The sequence below is a fragment of the Corynebacterium wankanglinii genome (assembly GCF_013601005.1).
Classification (GTDB): domain Bacteria; phylum Actinomycetota; class Actinomycetes; order Mycobacteriales; family Mycobacteriaceae; genus Corynebacterium; species Corynebacterium wankanglinii.
Window position 1 is genome coordinate 1 of sequence record NZ_JABFED010000008.1, and the last position, 16003, is coordinate 16003.

The 16003-nt window shown below is 63.2% G+C and carries 14 protein-coding genes and 1 rRNA gene; all 15 read right to left on the minus strand.

All coding sequences use genetic code 11. From position 1 onward, the window contains the following. Nucleotides 1-323 (minus strand): 16S ribosomal RNA (locus tag HMA55_RS09855); the annotation flags it as partial. Between the two features lie 626 nt (nt 324-949). After that, nucleotides 950-2218, minus strand: a complete 1269-nt coding sequence (gene tyrS, locus HMA55_RS09860) for a tyrosine--tRNA ligase (RefSeq protein ID WP_181192881.1) — start codon at nt 2216-2218, stop codon at nt 950-952. Between the two features lie 12 nt (nt 2219-2230). Further along, nucleotides 2231-2410 (minus strand): Trm112 family protein, encoded by a 180-nt coding sequence (locus HMA55_RS09865; protein ID WP_181192882.1) that lies wholly within the window; start codon nt 2408-2410, stop codon nt 2231-2233. A gap of 141 nt (nt 2411-2551) precedes the next feature. After that, nucleotides 2552-3988 carry an argininosuccinate lyase gene (gene argH, locus HMA55_RS09870; protein ID WP_181192883.1) on the minus strand — a complete coding sequence of 479 codons (1437 nt, stop codon included), beginning with the start codon at nt 3986-3988 and terminating at the stop codon, nt 2552-2554. After that, nucleotides 3988-5202, minus strand: coding sequence for an argininosuccinate synthase (locus HMA55_RS09875; protein ID WP_181192884.1), 1215 nt, complete (start codon nt 5200-5202; stop codon nt 3988-3990). Before HMA55_RS09875 ends, argH begins: the two co-directional genes overlap by 1 nt. A 51-nt stretch (nt 5203-5253) precedes the next feature. Then, the gene (locus tag HMA55_RS09880) at nt 5254-5751 is read right to left on the minus strand and encodes an arginine repressor (RefSeq protein ID WP_181192885.1); all 498 of its coding nucleotides are present in this window, start codon (nt 5749-5751) and stop codon (nt 5254-5256) included. Continuing rightward, on the minus strand, nt 5748-6689 hold the full coding sequence (argF, locus tag HMA55_RS09885; protein WP_181192886.1) for an ornithine carbamoyltransferase: 942 nt from the start codon (nt 6687-6689) through the stop codon (nt 5748-5750). The genes HMA55_RS09880 and argF overlap by 4 nt, the downstream gene beginning before the upstream one ends. A gap of 3 nt (nt 6690-6692) precedes the next feature. Continuing rightward, a complete protein-coding gene (locus HMA55_RS09890; RefSeq protein ID WP_181192887.1) occupies nt 6693-7871 on the minus strand; it encodes an acetylornithine transaminase in 1179 nt (392 codons plus the stop codon). Further along, the gene (argB, locus tag HMA55_RS09895; RefSeq protein ID WP_181192888.1) at nt 7868-8803 is read right to left on the minus strand and encodes an acetylglutamate kinase; all 936 of its coding nucleotides are present in this window, start codon (nt 8801-8803) and stop codon (nt 7868-7870) included. Before argB ends, HMA55_RS09890 begins: the two co-directional genes overlap by 4 nt. A 14-nt stretch (nt 8804-8817) precedes the next feature. Further along, nucleotides 8818-9978 (minus strand): bifunctional glutamate N-acetyltransferase/amino-acid acetyltransferase ArgJ, encoded by a 1161-nt coding sequence (gene argJ, locus HMA55_RS09900; RefSeq protein ID WP_181192889.1) that lies wholly within the window; start codon nt 9976-9978, stop codon nt 8818-8820. 53 nt (nt 9979-10031) lie between these two features. Then, nucleotides 10032-11087: an N-acetyl-gamma-glutamyl-phosphate reductase gene (gene argC, locus HMA55_RS09905; protein ID WP_181192890.1), complete on the minus strand. Its 1056-nt coding sequence runs from the start codon at nt 11085-11087 to the stop codon at nt 10032-10034. Nucleotides 11088-11138: 51 nt separating this feature from the next. Beyond that, complete coding sequence (gene pheT / locus HMA55_RS09910) at nt 11139-13646, minus strand: phenylalanine--tRNA ligase subunit beta (RefSeq protein WP_181192891.1); 2508 nt, start codon at nt 13644-13646, stop codon at nt 11139-11141. Nucleotides 13647-13660: 14 nt separating this feature from the next. Beyond that, a complete protein-coding gene (gene pheS, locus HMA55_RS09915; protein WP_181192969.1) occupies nt 13661-14695 on the minus strand; it encodes a phenylalanine--tRNA ligase subunit alpha in 1035 nt (344 codons plus the stop codon). A gap of 221 nt (nt 14696-14916) precedes the next feature. Next, nucleotides 14917-15366 carry a MarR family winged helix-turn-helix transcriptional regulator gene (locus tag HMA55_RS09920; protein WP_181192892.1) on the minus strand — a complete coding sequence of 150 codons (450 nt, stop codon included), beginning with the start codon at nt 15364-15366 and terminating at the stop codon, nt 14917-14919. Then, nucleotides 15347-15970, minus strand: coding sequence for a DJ-1/PfpI family protein (locus tag HMA55_RS09925; RefSeq protein ID WP_181192893.1), 624 nt, complete (start codon nt 15968-15970; stop codon nt 15347-15349). Before HMA55_RS09925 ends, HMA55_RS09920 begins: the two co-directional genes overlap by 20 nt. Between the last annotated feature and the right edge of the window lie 33 nt (nt 15971-16003).

The window sequence follows — 16003 nt, forward strand, 5'->3', positions numbered from 1 at the left end:
TATCTCAGTCCCAATGTGGCCGTACACCCTCTCAGGCCGGCTACCCGTCGACGCCTTGGTAGGCCATTACCCCACCAACAAGCTGATAGGCCGCGAGCTCATCCCACACCGAAAAAACTTTCCACAACGGCATCCAAACCATCGTCCTATCCGGTATTAGACCCAGTTTCCCAGGCTTATCCCGAAGTGCAGGGCAGATCACCCACGTGTTACTCACCCGTTCGCCACTCGAGTAATCCCCGAAGGGATCCTTTCCGTTCGACTTGCATGTGTTAAGCACGCCGCCAGCGTTCATCCTGAGCCAGGATCAAACTCTCCACAAAAACGTTTCAGCAGAAACAGGCCGTGAAAAGCCCAAAACCCAACCAAAAACAAACCAACCAACACCACACAACGCAGTGCCGGACTGGCACAATCCAAAAATTACAAAGGTTCAAACACAACCGACCCCAACCCGACGGGGCAAAACAGGGCCGATCAAAAAACATATACGTGAAACATGTTCAACCACACCCCACGCACACTGAACCAAAACAATGACGCGATTAGTTATTGGAATTCAACCACGCCACCACCGGCACACACCCAAACACAGGCACACACCAACACAGTGCACAACAAGGCAGGCAAACACACCCACGCAACAAAAGTACATTGGCACACTATCGAGTTCTCAAACAACACCAGCACACCCCACCAACCAGAACACACCGTCCCAGCCAGCAAAGCGACTTCGCTAGAAGCTACACAACCAGGCAACCAAAAGTCAAACTCACGTTAAACCCCGGTTAACCAGACGGTAACCCCTATTCACTTAAAACCATTCCCTCCGACCAGCCGAACCGCTCGGAAGCAACGGATGGATATATAACCACGAACCAACAACCAACACAAACACCCAGGCAGAAGCAGTGTTTCAGCCTGGGTGTACGCAGTGGCAAGCGACTAGTTACACGCGCTTCGCCCCAGCGAAGTTTTTCTTGCCTCGGCGCAGGACCAGCCACGCCCCGTGCAGGTAGTCCTCCTCCGACGGGGACCAGGTTTCGTCTTCGATGCGGGCGTTGTTCACGTACGCGCCACCTTCCTTCACAGCGCGACGAGCTGCACCCTTGGAGTCGGATAGACCGGCGCCTACCAGCAAGTCGACAATGGTTACTCCATCTGCGCCGGAGAACTCGAAGACGTCCGTTTCGGAAACGGATGCCGCCAACGTTGCTTCATCCAAATCACTAAGTTCAGCGCGACCGAAGAGTGCCTGCGAAGCCAGTTCAACGGCTTCGCGTGCCTCAACGCCGTGAACCAGGTCGGTCATTTCCTGGGCCAGCCGTCGTTGGGCCTCGCGTTTGAAGGGACGCTCCTCAACCTCTACTTCGAGACGCGCAAGCTCCTCCTGATCGAGGAAAGTAAACCAGCGCAGGTATCGGATTACGTCTGCGTCGGCCGTGTTCACGAAGTACTGGTACCACGTGTACGGGCTGGTCATTTCCGGGTCGAGCCAGAGGGATCCGCCGCCGGTAGATTTGCCAAACTTCTTGCCTTCAGAGTCCGTGACTAGCGGGACGGTCAGCGCGTGGGTCTGGGCGCCGTCGATACGGCGGTTCAGATCCACACCTGCTACGAGATTGCCCCACTGATCCCCGCCTCCGATCTGCAGAATGCAGTTGTGCTCGCGACGCAACTGCACGAAGTCGTTAGCCTGCAGGAGCATGTAGGAGAACTCGGTGTACGAGATGCCATCGTTTTCCAGGCGCCGCTTGACCGTCTCGCGGCCGAGCATGGTGGAAAGGGAGAAATGCTTACCGATGTCCCTCAGGAATTCGATGGCGCTGAGATCGCGGGTCCAGTCGTTGTTGTTGACTAGTTTCGCGGCATTGTCACCCTCGAAATGCACGAACCGCTTGAGCTGACCGGAAATGCGCGCGGCCCAATCTTTCACCGTGTCTTCAGAATTCATCGAGCGCTCCCCGACCTCTCGCGGGTCACCGATCATCCCGGTTGCGCCGCCAGCCAACACGATAGGAGTGTGCCCCGCTTCTTGGAAGCGTCGGAGCATGAGCAGCGGCACGAGGTGCCCGGCGTGCAGTGACGGCCCGGTTGGATCAAAGCCGCAGTACAGGGTGATGGGCTCTGCGGTAGCGTCACGCAGGTTGTCTAGATCTGTGGACTGGTTGATCAAACCGCGCCACGTCAGCTCGTCGATGATGTTGGTGGAAGTCATGGTTACTTTCTTCTAGTTCGCCGGGGTGTGGGGCTCTGCTTCGTCGATAAGCAGGACCGGAATGCCGTCGTCGATGCGATAGGCGATGCCGAGGCGCTCATTGACCAGCAGCTGCCGGTCCTCGTCGTACTCGAGCGGCCCCTTGTCTTGAGGGCACGCGAGGACATTGAGAAGCTTCGGGTCAAGACTCATAGTTTGGGATCGTACCTGCAGCCGGTAGTAAACCGGCCGTCGCGTCTTGGAAAGACCAAGTGCTCCGCCTGCAGCAACAACTCACCCCACAAGACCACTGGGGCCCTGTGGGGTTAAAGGTTTGGCGCCGCTAACGGCGGTTTAGTTCGGGCGAACTGGTGTCGTCGCCCACGCGCGCGCTGCGGCGTTCGCCTCTCGCACGCGCTCCCGCTGTTCGACGACCCGCGGTTTCGCGGTTCCGCCGCGGGTATCGCGAGAGGCGACTGCGCCGTCGACGGTGAGCACCTCACGGACCTCAGGACGCAGGCGCTGATCGACGCTCGCCAGTTCCTCATCCGTCAAATCCACGAGATCCACGCCGCGGGACTCAGCGATGCGCACGCATGCGCCGGAGGCCTCGTGCGCCTCACGGAACGGCACGCCTTGACGCACCATCCACTCGGCAAGGTCCGTCGCCAGCGTGAAGCCAGCCGGCGCAAGCTCACGCATGCGGTCCTCGTGGAACGTCAGGGTGGAGACGAGCCCGGTGAACGCCGGTAGGAGGATGGAAAGCTGGGTAACCGAGTCCACCAACGGCTCTTTGTCCTCTTGCAGGTCGCGGTTGTACGCCAGCGGCATCGCCTTTAACGTGGCCAGAAGGCCGGTGAGGTTGCCAATCAAGCGCCCCGCCTTGCCGCGGGCGAGCTCGGGCACGTCCGGGTTCTTCTTCTGCGGCATGATCGACGAACCGGTGGACCACGCGTCGTGCAGTGTCACGTAGCCGAACTCCGGGGTTGACCACGCGATGATCTCCTCGGCGAAACGGGAGACGTCGATAGCGATCTGCGCCAGTACGTAGGCTGCCTCGGCAGCGAAGTCGCGCGAAGCGGTGCCGTCGAGGGAGTTGTCCGTCGCCGAATCGAAGCCCAGCTCCTCGGCAATCGCCTCCGGGTCGAGGTGCAGCGAAGATCCGGCAAGCGCGCCCGAGCCGTACGGCGAGACCGCCAGGCGCTTGTCCGCGTCCTGGATGCGCTCGAGATCGCGCAACAGCGGCTGCGCGTGCGCGAGCAGCGAGTGCGCCAGCAGGATCGGCTGGGCCGCCTGGAAGTGGGTCTTGCCCGGCATGATCGCGTCCGGGTGGGCTTCTGCCTGCTCCACAATCGCGTCGATCAGATCGGACACGTCCTGGGCTACTCCACGCAGCGCGTCGCGCAGCCACATGCGGAACATCGCCGCAACCTGGTCGTTGCGGGATCGACCAGCGCGCAGGCGGCCGCCGATCTCGGGGCCGACGCGGTCGATCAGGCCGCGTTCCATAGCGCCGTGGACGTCCTCGTCGGAGGGAAGCGGTCCGAAGGATCCGTCTGCGACGTCGCGGCCGAGTTGATCCAGGCCGTCGAGCATCACCGTCAGGTCCTCGTCGCCAAGCAGCCCTGCTTTGTTGAGCACCTTCGCGTGAGCTTTGGAAGCAAGGACGTCGTAGGGCGCGAGCACCCAGTCGAAGTGGGTGGACACGGAAAGGGCGAACATGGCCTCCGACGGGCCGCCGGAGAAGCGGCCGCCCCAGAGTGCGCCCTCGTTGGTCTTGTGCTGCTGCATTAGTTCTCCTGGGTGGCGGCAGCCGCCCTGTCGCGCTTGTTGGCGATCTGAGAGGACAGGCCGTGTAGGCGCACGAAGCCCTTCGCTAGCGTCTGGTCGAAGGAATCGCCGGTGTCGTAGGTGGCCAGGTTGAAGTCGTACAGCGAGTGGTTGGAGCGGCGGCCGTTGACGGTGCAGCTTCCGGCGTGCAGCACCATGCGGATGTCGCCGGTGACGTGCTCCTGCGTGGACTCGATGAAGGCATCCAGGGAGCGCTTGAGCGGGCCGAACCAGAGGCCGTCGTAGACCTCCTCGGACCAGCGAGCGTCGATGAGCCGCTTGTAGCGTGCCAGCTCGCGCTCGACGGTGACGTCCTCCAGAGCCTTGTGTGCGGTGATCAGCGCGACCGCACCCGGTGCCTCATAGACCTCGCGGGACTTGATGCCCACCAGGCGGTCCTCCACCATGTCCAGGCGGCCGATGCCCTGGGCGCCGGCGCGGCGGTTCATCTCCTCGATTGCTTCCAGGACGCTGACCTTGCGGCCGTCGATGGCTACCGGCTTGCCCGCCTCAAACGAGATGATTACCTCGTCCGGTGCGTTGCCCAGCGCCGGGTCCTCGGTGTATGCGTAGAGGTCCTTTGTCGGCGGGTTCCACAGATCCTCCAAAAAGCCGGTCTCAACCGCGCGGCCCCACACGTTTTGGTCGATGGAAAACGGCGATGCCGCAGACTGCTCGATCGGCAGATCCTTGCCCTCCGCGTACTCGATTGCCTTGTCACGGGTCCAGGCGTAGTCGCGCGCCGGCGCGATGATTTCCAGGTCCGGGTCCTGGTTGAGGAAGCCGACCTCGAAGCGAACCTGGTCGTTGCCCTTGCCGGTGCAGCCGTGGGCGACGTGGGTGCCGCCGTACTTGTGGCCGGCCTCCACCAGGTGCTTGACAATCAACGGGCGAGAGATGGCGGAAACCAGCGGGTACTCGCCCTGGTACATGCCGTTGGCCTTGATGGTGGGCAGGCAGTACTCCTCGGCGAATTCGTCTTTGGCGTCGACGACGATGGACTCCACGGCGCCGCAGTCAAGGGCGCGCTGGCGCACTGACTCCATGTCCTCGCCACCCTGGCCCAGGTCGAGCGAGACGGCGATAACCTCGCCGCCGGTCATCTCCCCGAGGTAAGGGATGGCCACGGAGGTGTCCAGGCCGCCCGAGTACGCGAGCACAACGCGGTTAGTCATGTTTGCAGATTCTCCTTATAGAAGTTGAAAAAATTATTGAGGTCGCGGCGCTTATTCGCCGGCAGTCGTCTGCAGCCCAAAGAGCTGGTGCGCCAGGTCCTTGCCAGTCAGCGGTTCTCGCCCGAGCACGAAGACCGTGTCGTCGCCGGCGATGGAGCCGACCACCTGCTCGAGACCTACGCGGTCAATGTAGCTGGCCAGGTACTGCGCAGCCCCAGGTGGGGTGCGCACTACCGCGATCTGACCGGAGAAATCGACGGATACCACAAGTTCCTCGATCATCCGGCGCAGTTTTTCCCGCGGACCGGAGTGCGCGGATTCCAGCGAGTCCGCTTCAGATCCCACGGTGTAGTAGGCACGACCTCCGGCGCGCGGCCGGACCTTCTTGGCACCCAACTCATCCAGGTCGCGCGACAGCGTGGCCTGGGTGATGTCAATGCCTTCGCCCAGGAGCAGCTCCGAGAGCTGCACTTGGGAGGACACCCGAGTCGTCTCCAGCAGCTCGAGGATTCTCGCCTGCCGCGCGGTACGGGATACAGGTTGGGTCATTCTTGGTGCTCCAAAAGCCAGGCCAGCAACGCTTTTTGGGCGTGCAGGCGGTTTTCCGCCTCGTCGAAGACGCGCGACTGTGGCCCGTCGATGACTTCTGCCGCCACTTCGCTCCCGCGGTACGCGGGAAGGCAGTGCAAGAATATTGCATTCTCCGCCGCACGCGACATCAGGTCCGTGTCTACCCCGTACGGCAAAAACGGCGTGCGCCGATCCTTGCCGTCATCCTCCATGCCCATGGACACCCAGGTGTCCGTGATCACCACGTTGGCCCCCTCCACTGCGGCTACATCCGAAGTTACAGCGACGGTGGCGCCGGTGTCTCGGGCACGACGACGGGCACGCTCGACGAATTCATTGCGTGGTTGGAATCCTTCCGGGGCAATGACGGTGATGTCCACGCCCGCCGTGGCAAACCCGATGAGGTAGGAATTTGCCATGTTGTTGTCGCCGTCGCCGAGGTAAACGGCGTTCAGCCCACGCAGGCCCGCTGGCCCGTCGTCCGGACAAAAGTTCTCCACTACGGTTTGCAGGTCTGCCAGGATCTGGCACGGGTGGAGGTCGTCAGACAGTGCGTTGACGATAGGCACTGTCGCCGTTTCGGCCATGTCCAGCAAATTCTGGTGTGCATAGGTACGCCACACGATGGCCTCCACAAACCGCGACAGAACGGCACCGGTGTCCTGGTAGCTCTCCTTCGCACCCATTTGGGAGTTGCCGGTCTCCGTGACAATTGCATGCCCGCCCAACTGCGCGATGCCCGCGTCAAAAGAAAACCGCGTACGCGTTGAGGTTTTGTCGAATAACACGGCGACGGATCTGGGGCCTTCCAGGGGCCGGTGCGAGAACGGGTGCTCCTTCAGCTCGGCCGCAAGGGCGAGAACCTCCGCCTGTTCGGACGGGGTGAGATCGTCATCGGCAAGGAAATGTCTGGCCATAATCTAGCTCCCTTCTTTCGCGTCCGCGATCGCCTCGGAAAGACGCGCAACCGCGGCACGGATTTCATCATCGCTTATAACCAGGGGCGGTGTGAGGCGAATGACGTCGTCTGCCGGCGCGTTCACGATGATCCCGCGCTCGAGCCCATGCTTGACGACGAGCTTCGCCACCGGCGCATCCAGCACCACCCCGACCATCAGGCCACGTCCGCGCACGGACGCAACCCCGGGCAGGTGCGAAGCTTCGTCCATAAGCAGCCGGCCTTTACGGCGCACCTCGGCAAGAAACTCGCCATCGATGGTGCCGAGGACCGCACCGGCCGCCGCACAAGCGACCGGGTTGCCGCCGAACGTGGTGCCGTGGCTGCCCGGGGAGAACAGGCCAGCTGCGGCCCCGCGAGCGATGGTGGCGCCGATGGGCAGCCCGCCACCCAGACCTTTCGCCATGGTGATCACGTCCGGCAAGATGCCGTCGTGTTGGAAGGCGAAGAAGTCCCCGGTGCGGCCCACTCCGGTTTGCACCTCGTCCGCGATGAGGAGGATGCCATTGGCGTCACATAGCTCACGCACCGCCGGCAAAAAACCCTCCGGGGCGGGGATAACGCCGGTTTCCCCCTGGATCGGCTCAAGGATGATTGCCGCAGTATCGTCCGGATCTTCCAACACCAGTTCCCGCAAAGCTTCGACATCGCCGTAGGGGTAGTACTCCACCCCTGCAGGGAGCGGTTCAAACGCCGCCTGTTTATCCGGCTGCCCGGTCAGCGCCAGCGCCCCCATGGTGCGCCCATGGAAGCCACGCTCTGCGGCGAGGATGCGACGGCGCCCGGTCAGGCGGGCGAGTTTGAACGCGGCCTCGTTTGCTTCGGCTCCAGAATTGGAGAAGAACACGCGAGCGGTCTCATCTCCTACTCGGGCTCGTAGCGCTTCCGCGAGCTCGACTACGGGGCGGGAGCCGAACAGGTTGGACACGTGGCCGAGGGTGGAAATCTGGCTGCTCACCGCTTCCACCACAGCCGGGTGCCCGTGGCCTAGGGCGTTGACCGCTATGCCCGCGAGCATATCGATGTACGTGTTGCCGTCCGCGTCGGTCACGGTGGCGCCTGCGCCGGACACCAGCTCCACAGGCGGTGCCGGGTACGTGTCTAGGAGCGCGCCTGACCAGCGCGCAGCGAAGTCGCTCATGCGTCATCCTTTCTAAAGATGGTCCCATCCGGGTAGTGGTTGCGGTCGTAGTCATCCGGGAGCACCATCGTGCCCACTCCACCCATAGTCAGTAGCTCGAGCAGCACAGAGTGCGCCACCCGCCCGTCAATGACATGGGCGGCCTTGACTCCCCCTTGCACCGCTGCGAGGCAGGCCTCCATCTTTGGGATCATGCCGGTAGCCAGATCGGGCAGCATCCGTTCCAGCTCCCCCGTTTCGATCTTGGATAGCAGCGAATCCTTATTCGGCCAGTCCGTGTACAGGCCCTCAACGTTGGTCAGCACCACAAGGCGCTCGGCGCCAATGGCCGCGGCAAGCGCGCCAGCTGCCTCGTCTGCGTTGATGTTATAGACCTCCCCATCAGCCCCCGGGGCGATGCCGGAAACGACGGGAATCCTGCCGGCCTCGATGATGTCCATCACTGCCGCCGGGTTCACATCAGTAATCGTGCCGACCAAACCGACGTCCTGGGCTTGTCCATCCACCTCCACCGTGCGCCGCTTGGCGGTGAACAGGCCGGCATCCTCGCCCGAGGTACCCACCGCGTACGGCCCGTGCGAGTTGATTTTGCCCAACAGGTCGCGACCTACCTGGCCGAAAAGCACCATGCGTACAACGTCAAGGATCTCCGGAGTTGTCACCCGGAACCCGCCGACGAACTCGCCGCCGTCTAAGCCCAGCCGCGCAAGCATCGCACTGATCTGGGGCCCGCCGCCGTGCACCACCACGGGTTTCGCTCCGATGGTGCGCAGAAACACCATGTCTGCGGCGAAGGCGGCCTTGAGATCCTCGTCGATCATTGCGTTGCCGCCGTATTTCACCACCACAATCTTGTCGCGGTAGTGCTGCAGCCAGGGCAGCGCTTCCGCCAGCACGGTGGCTCGCTGCTCATTGGTCAGATTCGGCATCATTATCGGCCACCTCCCTAGCTTGTGTAGGCCGAGTTGATCTCGACGTACGAATGCGACAGGTCGGTAGTGCGCACCATGGCCCGGCCCGCACCGCCGGTGCCCAAGTCCACCACCACGTCGATGTCGGCACCGCTGAGGTCCACCTCGCGCGCGCCGGGCGCACCCGTGGAGTGTTCGCAGACGGTCTGCCCGTTAAACGTCACCGAGATATCTTCCGCGTCCATTTCCGCGTCCGCCATGCCCACGGCGGCGAGCACGCGGCCCCAGTTCGGATCGGAGCCAAACATCGCCGTCTTTACCAGGTTGTCGCGACCGATCGTGCGCGCCGCGTTGAGCGCCTGCATGTTGTCCACCGCCCCTTCGACAGTGATGGTCACCCGCTTGGTCACGCCTTCGGCGTCGGATTGCATCATCGCAGCGAGCTCGGCGCACGCCTCACGCACGGCTGCATCGAGTTCCTCCTGCTCCGGGCTCACCCCGCTAGCGCCGCTAGCCATGGCGATAACGGTGTCGTTGGTGGAAGTAGAGCCGTCGATGTCCAGGGTGTCGAAGGTGGTGGCGGTGGCGCGCTCGAGTGCGGTTTGCAATGCGTTGCTGTCCACCTTCGCGTCGGTGGTAAGGCACACCAACATCGTCGCCAGCGACGGCGCCATCATCCCGGCGCCTTTCCCCATGCCTCCAAGCGTCCAGCCGTCGCCTTTGACCAGGACTTCCTTTGCGATGGTGTCAGTGGTCATGATTGCTGACGCAGCATCCGCACCGTGGTCTCCCAAGCACTGGACGACGTCCGCGATTCCGCCAGCCACTTTCTGCATCGGCAGCTGATCGCCGATGATGCCGGTGGAGCACACTGCGACCTGCGCTGGCTCAGCCCCGATCCCCTCGGCCGTCAGCCGCTGCATGGTTTGCGCGTCCTGCAGCCCCTGCTCGCCGGTGCAGGCGTTGGCGTTTCCTGAGTTGAAGACGATGGCCCGCAACTGACCAGCGGCGACGGCTGCGCGGCTGACCTTCACGGGTGCGGCGAACACTTTGTTGCGTGTAAATACCGCTGCCGCAGCGCTATCCGGACCGTCGTTGACCACGACAGCGAGATCAGTTTTGCCAGACGGTTTGATGCCAGCCTTCGCGGCGGCAGCTGAAAATCCTTGGGGCGCGGTAACTCCAATTGTGCTCATGATGAGTGGTCCTTCCAGGAATTGGATCAGCGGATGGGTCGTTGAGCCGGCGGTTACGGAGCCACCGCTGCTCGGGACAGACCCGCTCCCTCGTCGAACCCGAGCGCGAGATTCATGCACTGGACAGCCGCTCCCCCGGTGCCCTTGGTCAGATTGTCGATCGCGCTCGTGGCTACAACCCTCCGCGCCCCCTCGTCTACCTCAACCTGGAGGTGGCACATGTTCGATCCGACGACGTGCTGCGTTTGCGGCTGTTGCCCGGCCGGGAGCAGGAGGACAAAGGGCTCCTCGGCGTACGCCTGCTCGTATGCCCCGCGCACTGTTTTCAAATCCGCGCCTTCTGCCAGCGGCGCGGTCACCGTGGTGAGAATGCCCCGCGGAAGCGGCGCGAGCACAGGGGTGAAACTCACATTCACCGGCCTGCCCGCGACCTCCTCCAGGTTCTGGGCGATCTCCGGGGTATGCCTGTGGGCACCAGCGACGCTATACGCCTTCAGCGAGCCCATGGTTTCTGCCCCAAGCATTTCCACCTTGGCCTTCTTGCCCGCACCCGACACCCCGGTTACCGCGACAATGGCGAGATCCGGTTCCACGACCCCCGCCCGCAGCGCAGGCCATGCCGCCAACGTTGCACCGGTGGGGAAACAACCTGGCACTGCGATACGCGACGAGGCCGCCACCTCCTCTCTGTGGCCCGGCAACTCCGGCAAGCCATACGGCCACGCCCCCGCGTGCTCAGAACCGTAGTACCGCTGCCACGCGTGGGAGTCACGCAAGCGGAAATCTGCAGCGCAGTCAATGACGACGTCGTCCTCCCCCAGTGCCGCACCGATCTTTGCGGAGTGCCCGTGCGGAAGGCCCAAAAACACCACATCATGGCCATCGAGAACGTCGACCGTAGTTGGTTCTATGACACGGTCACCTAGTTCCGGCAAGTGCGGCATGAGTTCGCTGACCGGCTCGCCGGCATTCGAAGCCCCAGTCAGCGCACCTATGCGTAAGTTCCCAGCCTGATAGGCAGGGTGACCAACTAGCAGGCGGAGGATCTCACCGCCCGCATACCCTGTGGCCCCCGCAACCGCTACGTTCACAACCTTGCCGTCTGACATAACCGCCAGTGTATCAGTTATGCATTCGGCTGGAAGTTATTCACACGGAAATTACCCACGCATCTCCGCGCCGAACCGTTCCTTTGCTAACTCGGCGGCCTTCAGGCGGGCCTCGGAAGCTTCTTCCTCAGTCAGGGTGCGGTCCGCGGCGCGGAACGCCAGCCCGAAGGCGAGAGACTTCTTGCCCCGCCCGAGGGCTTCGGAGCGGTAGACGTCGAAAAGCGTCACCGCCTCAACGAGCTCCCCGGCGCCCTCCTGCACAGCCCTGCGCACATCTTCGGCTGCGACAGCCTCGTCCACGACAAGCGCAATGTCCTGGTTGAGCAGAGGGAACGCCGACAAACGCGGTGCCGGGAGGCGTTCGGCGAGCGGGATCGCCGTCAGATCGATCTCCATGGCGCAGGTGCGGACGGGCAGGCCGAGCTTCTCCAAGACCTGGGGGTGCAGTTCACCTGCGTGGCCGACGGTCGCTCCGTCCACCTTGAGTGCCGCGCAACGCCCCGGGTGCCACGGGAGGTGCTCCGCTGATTCCACACCCAACTCCACGCCGCAGGCGCGGGCCACTACCTGGGCAGCTTCGATCGCGTCCGACCATTCGTAGACGCGCCCCCGCCCCCAGGGGCCCTCCAACTCGGTATTGCCCAGCGCCACGGTCGCGGCGTGGAGATGTTGCTTGGGCAGGGACGCGACAAGTTCGGCCACTACCTCGTCATCAGGACGCTGCGACACATCCGGCAAGGGTGACGCATCCGCGCGCTTCTCAGCAGTCTGAGCTACAGAGTAGAGAGCCAGATCGCTGCGGCCACGTGCGACGTTGCGGCCCGCTGCCTCAAGCATCGGCGGCAGCAGCGTGCTGCCCAAGATGCCGTAGTCCGCATCCAGGGGGTTTTGCACCTTCACGGTGTTACGACGCGGATCCTCGGCGCTCAGACCCCATGTGTCGAAGGTGTCGTTGGCAATGAACGGCGTGGGGATAATCTCCGCGTAGCCCGAGTACGCCAGCGCGTGCGTCACGGCACGGCGGCGGCGCTGCAGCGGGCTCAGCCCCCGACCACCGCGAGGAGTGGGCAGGATCGACGGGATGGCGTCCAACCCCTCGAGACGGACAACCTCCTCGACCAGCTCCACCGGCACGGTGATGTCCGTGCGCCACGTCGGCGGCGTCACCAGCAAATTATCACCTTCGCCAGCGACTTCGCACCCGACCTCCTCCAAACGGCGCACAACCGCCTCGCGGCTGTAATCCACCCCGATCAACGCAGCCGGGCGTGAGGCACGCATGGCAATCGCGTCGCGGGCGACTACGCCGCCTACGAGCGTCCTGCCTGCGGTAATGGCACCGCCGGCGATGTCCACCAGCAAGGCGCACGCGATGTCGAGCGCAACCTCCACTAGCTGCGGATCCACGCCTCGCTCGAAACGGCGCGAGGCCTCAGAGCTGAGTTTGAGGCGGCGCGCTGTACGCGCCACCGTCAACGGGTCCCACGTTGCGGCCTCGAAGTGCACGTTCACGGTCTCCTCAGAAATCTCTGAGGTGGTCCCGCCCATCACGCCGGCCAAGGACTGGACGCCCTCGTCGTCGGTGATCACCACGTCCCCGGTGGTCAGCGTGCGTTCGACGTGATCAAGCGTCTCAAAGGTCTCGCCATCCGCAGCGTTGCGCACGTGCAGGCCTCCGTCGATCTTGTCAGCGTCGAAAGCGTGCATTGGCTGCCCGGTCAGCAACATGACGTAATTGGTCACGTCGGTCGCCGCGTTAACGGAACGAACCCCCGAAAGCATCAGCTCGCGCTGCATCCAAAACGGCGCCGTGGCTTTCGGGTCAATGCCCTCGACGGTGCGGATGCCGAAGCGCTGCGCTTTCGTCGATTCATCCACGGACACCGCGATGGATTCACCTGAGGCCGCGGGTACGCTCGACAGGTCAATGTTTGCAATGGACGGATCTTCGGCCACATCTGTGAACTCGAGATCGAAAGCGGATGCAATCTCGCGCGTGAGGCCGCGTGCGGATAGTGCGTAGCCCCGATCAGGCGTGACGTTGACCTCGAAGACGGTGTCGTCCGAGCCGAGGATGTCGCGCGCATCCTGGCCTGGGGTCGCGGAGCCGTCGTGAAGCGTGATGATGCCCTCACTTTTCGCGGTGAGCCCAAGCTCCGCTGCGGAGGCCATCATGCCATTCGAGATGTGGTCGTAGGTTTCACGCGCCGCGATCTCGAAGCCGCCAGGGAGCACGGCGCCCGGTAGGGAGACGACCACAAGGTCGCCCTCCGCGAAGTTGCGTGCGCCGCAGATGATGCCCTGCGGCTCGCCGGTGCCGTTGGCCTGGCCCACGTCCACCTGGCAGTAGCGGATCGGCTTTTTAAAACCGGTGAGCTCCTCAATTTCGGCGACACGGCCGATGACCAGCGGGCCGGTAATCTCCGGCAGCGGCTGGTAGCCCTCGGTTTCAAACCCGACACGGACGAAGCCCGCGTCAAGCTCTTCGTCGGTGGGATTGAAGTGTTCATTACCCGCGTTTTGCAGCAGGCGGACGATCCAGTTTTTGGAAATGAGCATTATGAGAGTCTCCTTTACGCCTGCACGCCGAACGGGATGGTGAAACGGACGTCGCCTTCGACCATGTCGCGCATGTCCGACAGACCATTGCGGAACTGCAGGGTGCGCTCCAAACCCATGCCGAATGCGAAGCCGGAGTAGACCTCCGGGTCGATACCTACGGCACGCAGCACGTTCGGGTTGACCATGCCGCAGCCACCCCACTCGATCCAGCCGGCGCCGCCCTTCTTGTTGGGGAACCACACGTCCACCTCCGCGGACGGCTCGGTGAACGGGAAGTAGTTCGTGCGCATGCGGGTTTTCGTCTCCGGGCCGAACAGCACCTTGGCCAGGTGGTCGAGTGTGCCGCGCAGGTGCGCCATGGTCAGGCCCTTGTCCACGGCCAAGCCCTCCACCTGGTGGAACACCGGAGTGTGGGTGGCGTCTAGCTCGTCGGTGCGGAACACACGCCCTGGGCATGCGATGTAGATGGGCACGTCGCGCTCAAGCATGGTGCGCACCTGCACCGGCGAAGTGTGGGTACGCATGACCTGCTTGGAGCCTTCCTCGCCGATGTAGAAGGTGTCCTGCAGCGTGCGGGCCGGGTGGTCCGGGATGAAGTTCAGTGCGTCGAAGTTGAAGTACTCCGCCTCCACCTCCGGGCCCTCCGCGACTTCCCAGCCCATGCCGATGAAGATGTCCGCGATGTGCTCGGAAAGCGTGGTGATCGGGTGCATCGCGCCAGCCTGCGTGCGGGAGGTGGGCAGGGTGACGTCCACCTTCTCCTCGCGCAGCTGACGCTCGCGGTACTCAGCCTCGCGCACCTGGTGCACACCGGCGTAGTGCTTCTCCGCCTTGCCGCGGGCTACGTTGACGAAGCGGCCGGCATCCTTTCGCTGATCCTTCGGCAGCGTACCCAGCGAGCGGCGTGCCAGGGAGATTGGCGACTTCTCGCCGAGATGAGCTCGATACGCATCTTCAAGCGCTGGCAAATCCGCAGCAGCATCGAAGGCGGCGATCGCATTCTGCGCCGCGGAATCGAGTGCTTCCTCCGTCAGTTCGACGGCCATCGCCGAGTCATTGTGAGCGTTCTTGTCTGTGTCAGTCACGTCAAACCTTTACCCAATCGGGTTGTTGAACCCCGTCCGATCAAAACGGTATCTAGCTTACCTACCCCCACGATATGGGCCTGCGACCTGTCGGGCGTCTAGTCAGGTGCCGCTCCGGGCCGGGTGGACCGGGTGGCGCTCCGCCAGCCGGCATGCCGACCCCTCCGAGCCAACAACCCGGCTCAGTTCGCTTCGTCGCGAATGGCTTCGGTGAGTTCTTTTACCGACTGCGAAAGGTGCAGCAGGTCCTGCTCCCCCAACTTTGCTGCCACGGCGTTGGCCCATTTATGCTGGCGAGGTCTGAGGGCAGCGAGTTCCGCGTATCCGTGCTTGGTGAGCGCCAGTAGCTGAGAGCGTTTGTGCTCCGGGTTCTCGCGCCACTCGGCGATACCCGTCTCAACGGCAACGTTGGCTAGGCGCTGAACGCTTTGCCTCGCGTGACCCAGACGCCGGGCAATCTCGGCGACCGACAAGGGATCGTCGATAAGCAAACCGAGTACCTGCCACATGGCGGGCGTGATCTCAGAGCCTTCGGTGATTGAGCCGGCGGCTTTGTCGAGGGCCGCCGCCAGCTCGAATACCGGCATGACTAGGCCGGTGAGCGCCTCACCCTCAGGAGTTCTGCCAGGCATCCAACTCCTCCATCAGCCGCGGGAATGCCTCGGGGTTGCCGAGGTAAAGCTCTTCCCATGCGTCCGTGAGGTCATCAGGGAACAGTTCGATCTCCCGCAGTACGGCTGCAGTGAACTGGACCGGATAGATCCCGGAGGCGGTGATCACCCCGCCGTCGTTAACTGCGGGCGTGTCTTGGTAGAGGTGCTGCCCCTTGTAACCGGTGGAATCGAGAACAATGGGCGCGTTCGAAGTGTGCTGATGGTGATCGAGCAAACCGGCCCGCGCGAGCACGAGCGTGCCGCCGCAGATCGCCGCTACCGGAATCTGGCGGGTTTCGCACTCGCGCGCGAGCTCCAGAAGCCGGCCGTGGCCCGTGTCGTACGTGTCGCCGCCGGGGATGACCAGGATGCTCAGACCCTCCAGCTCAAGGTTCTGCAGATCCTCGTCCGGCTCTATGCGCATCCCACCCAAGGTGCGCACTGCTTCCATCCCATCCCCGACAAACTGCAGTTCACTACTTTCCGGTCTCGCCTGCCGAGCTCGTTCAACATGCGTGGTCAGGTAGGCATATTCCCAATCAGCCATCGTGTCGGTTGCATACACCGCGATTCGTTTCGACATATCCGACAGCATACTGTCATTTGCGACGTCGTG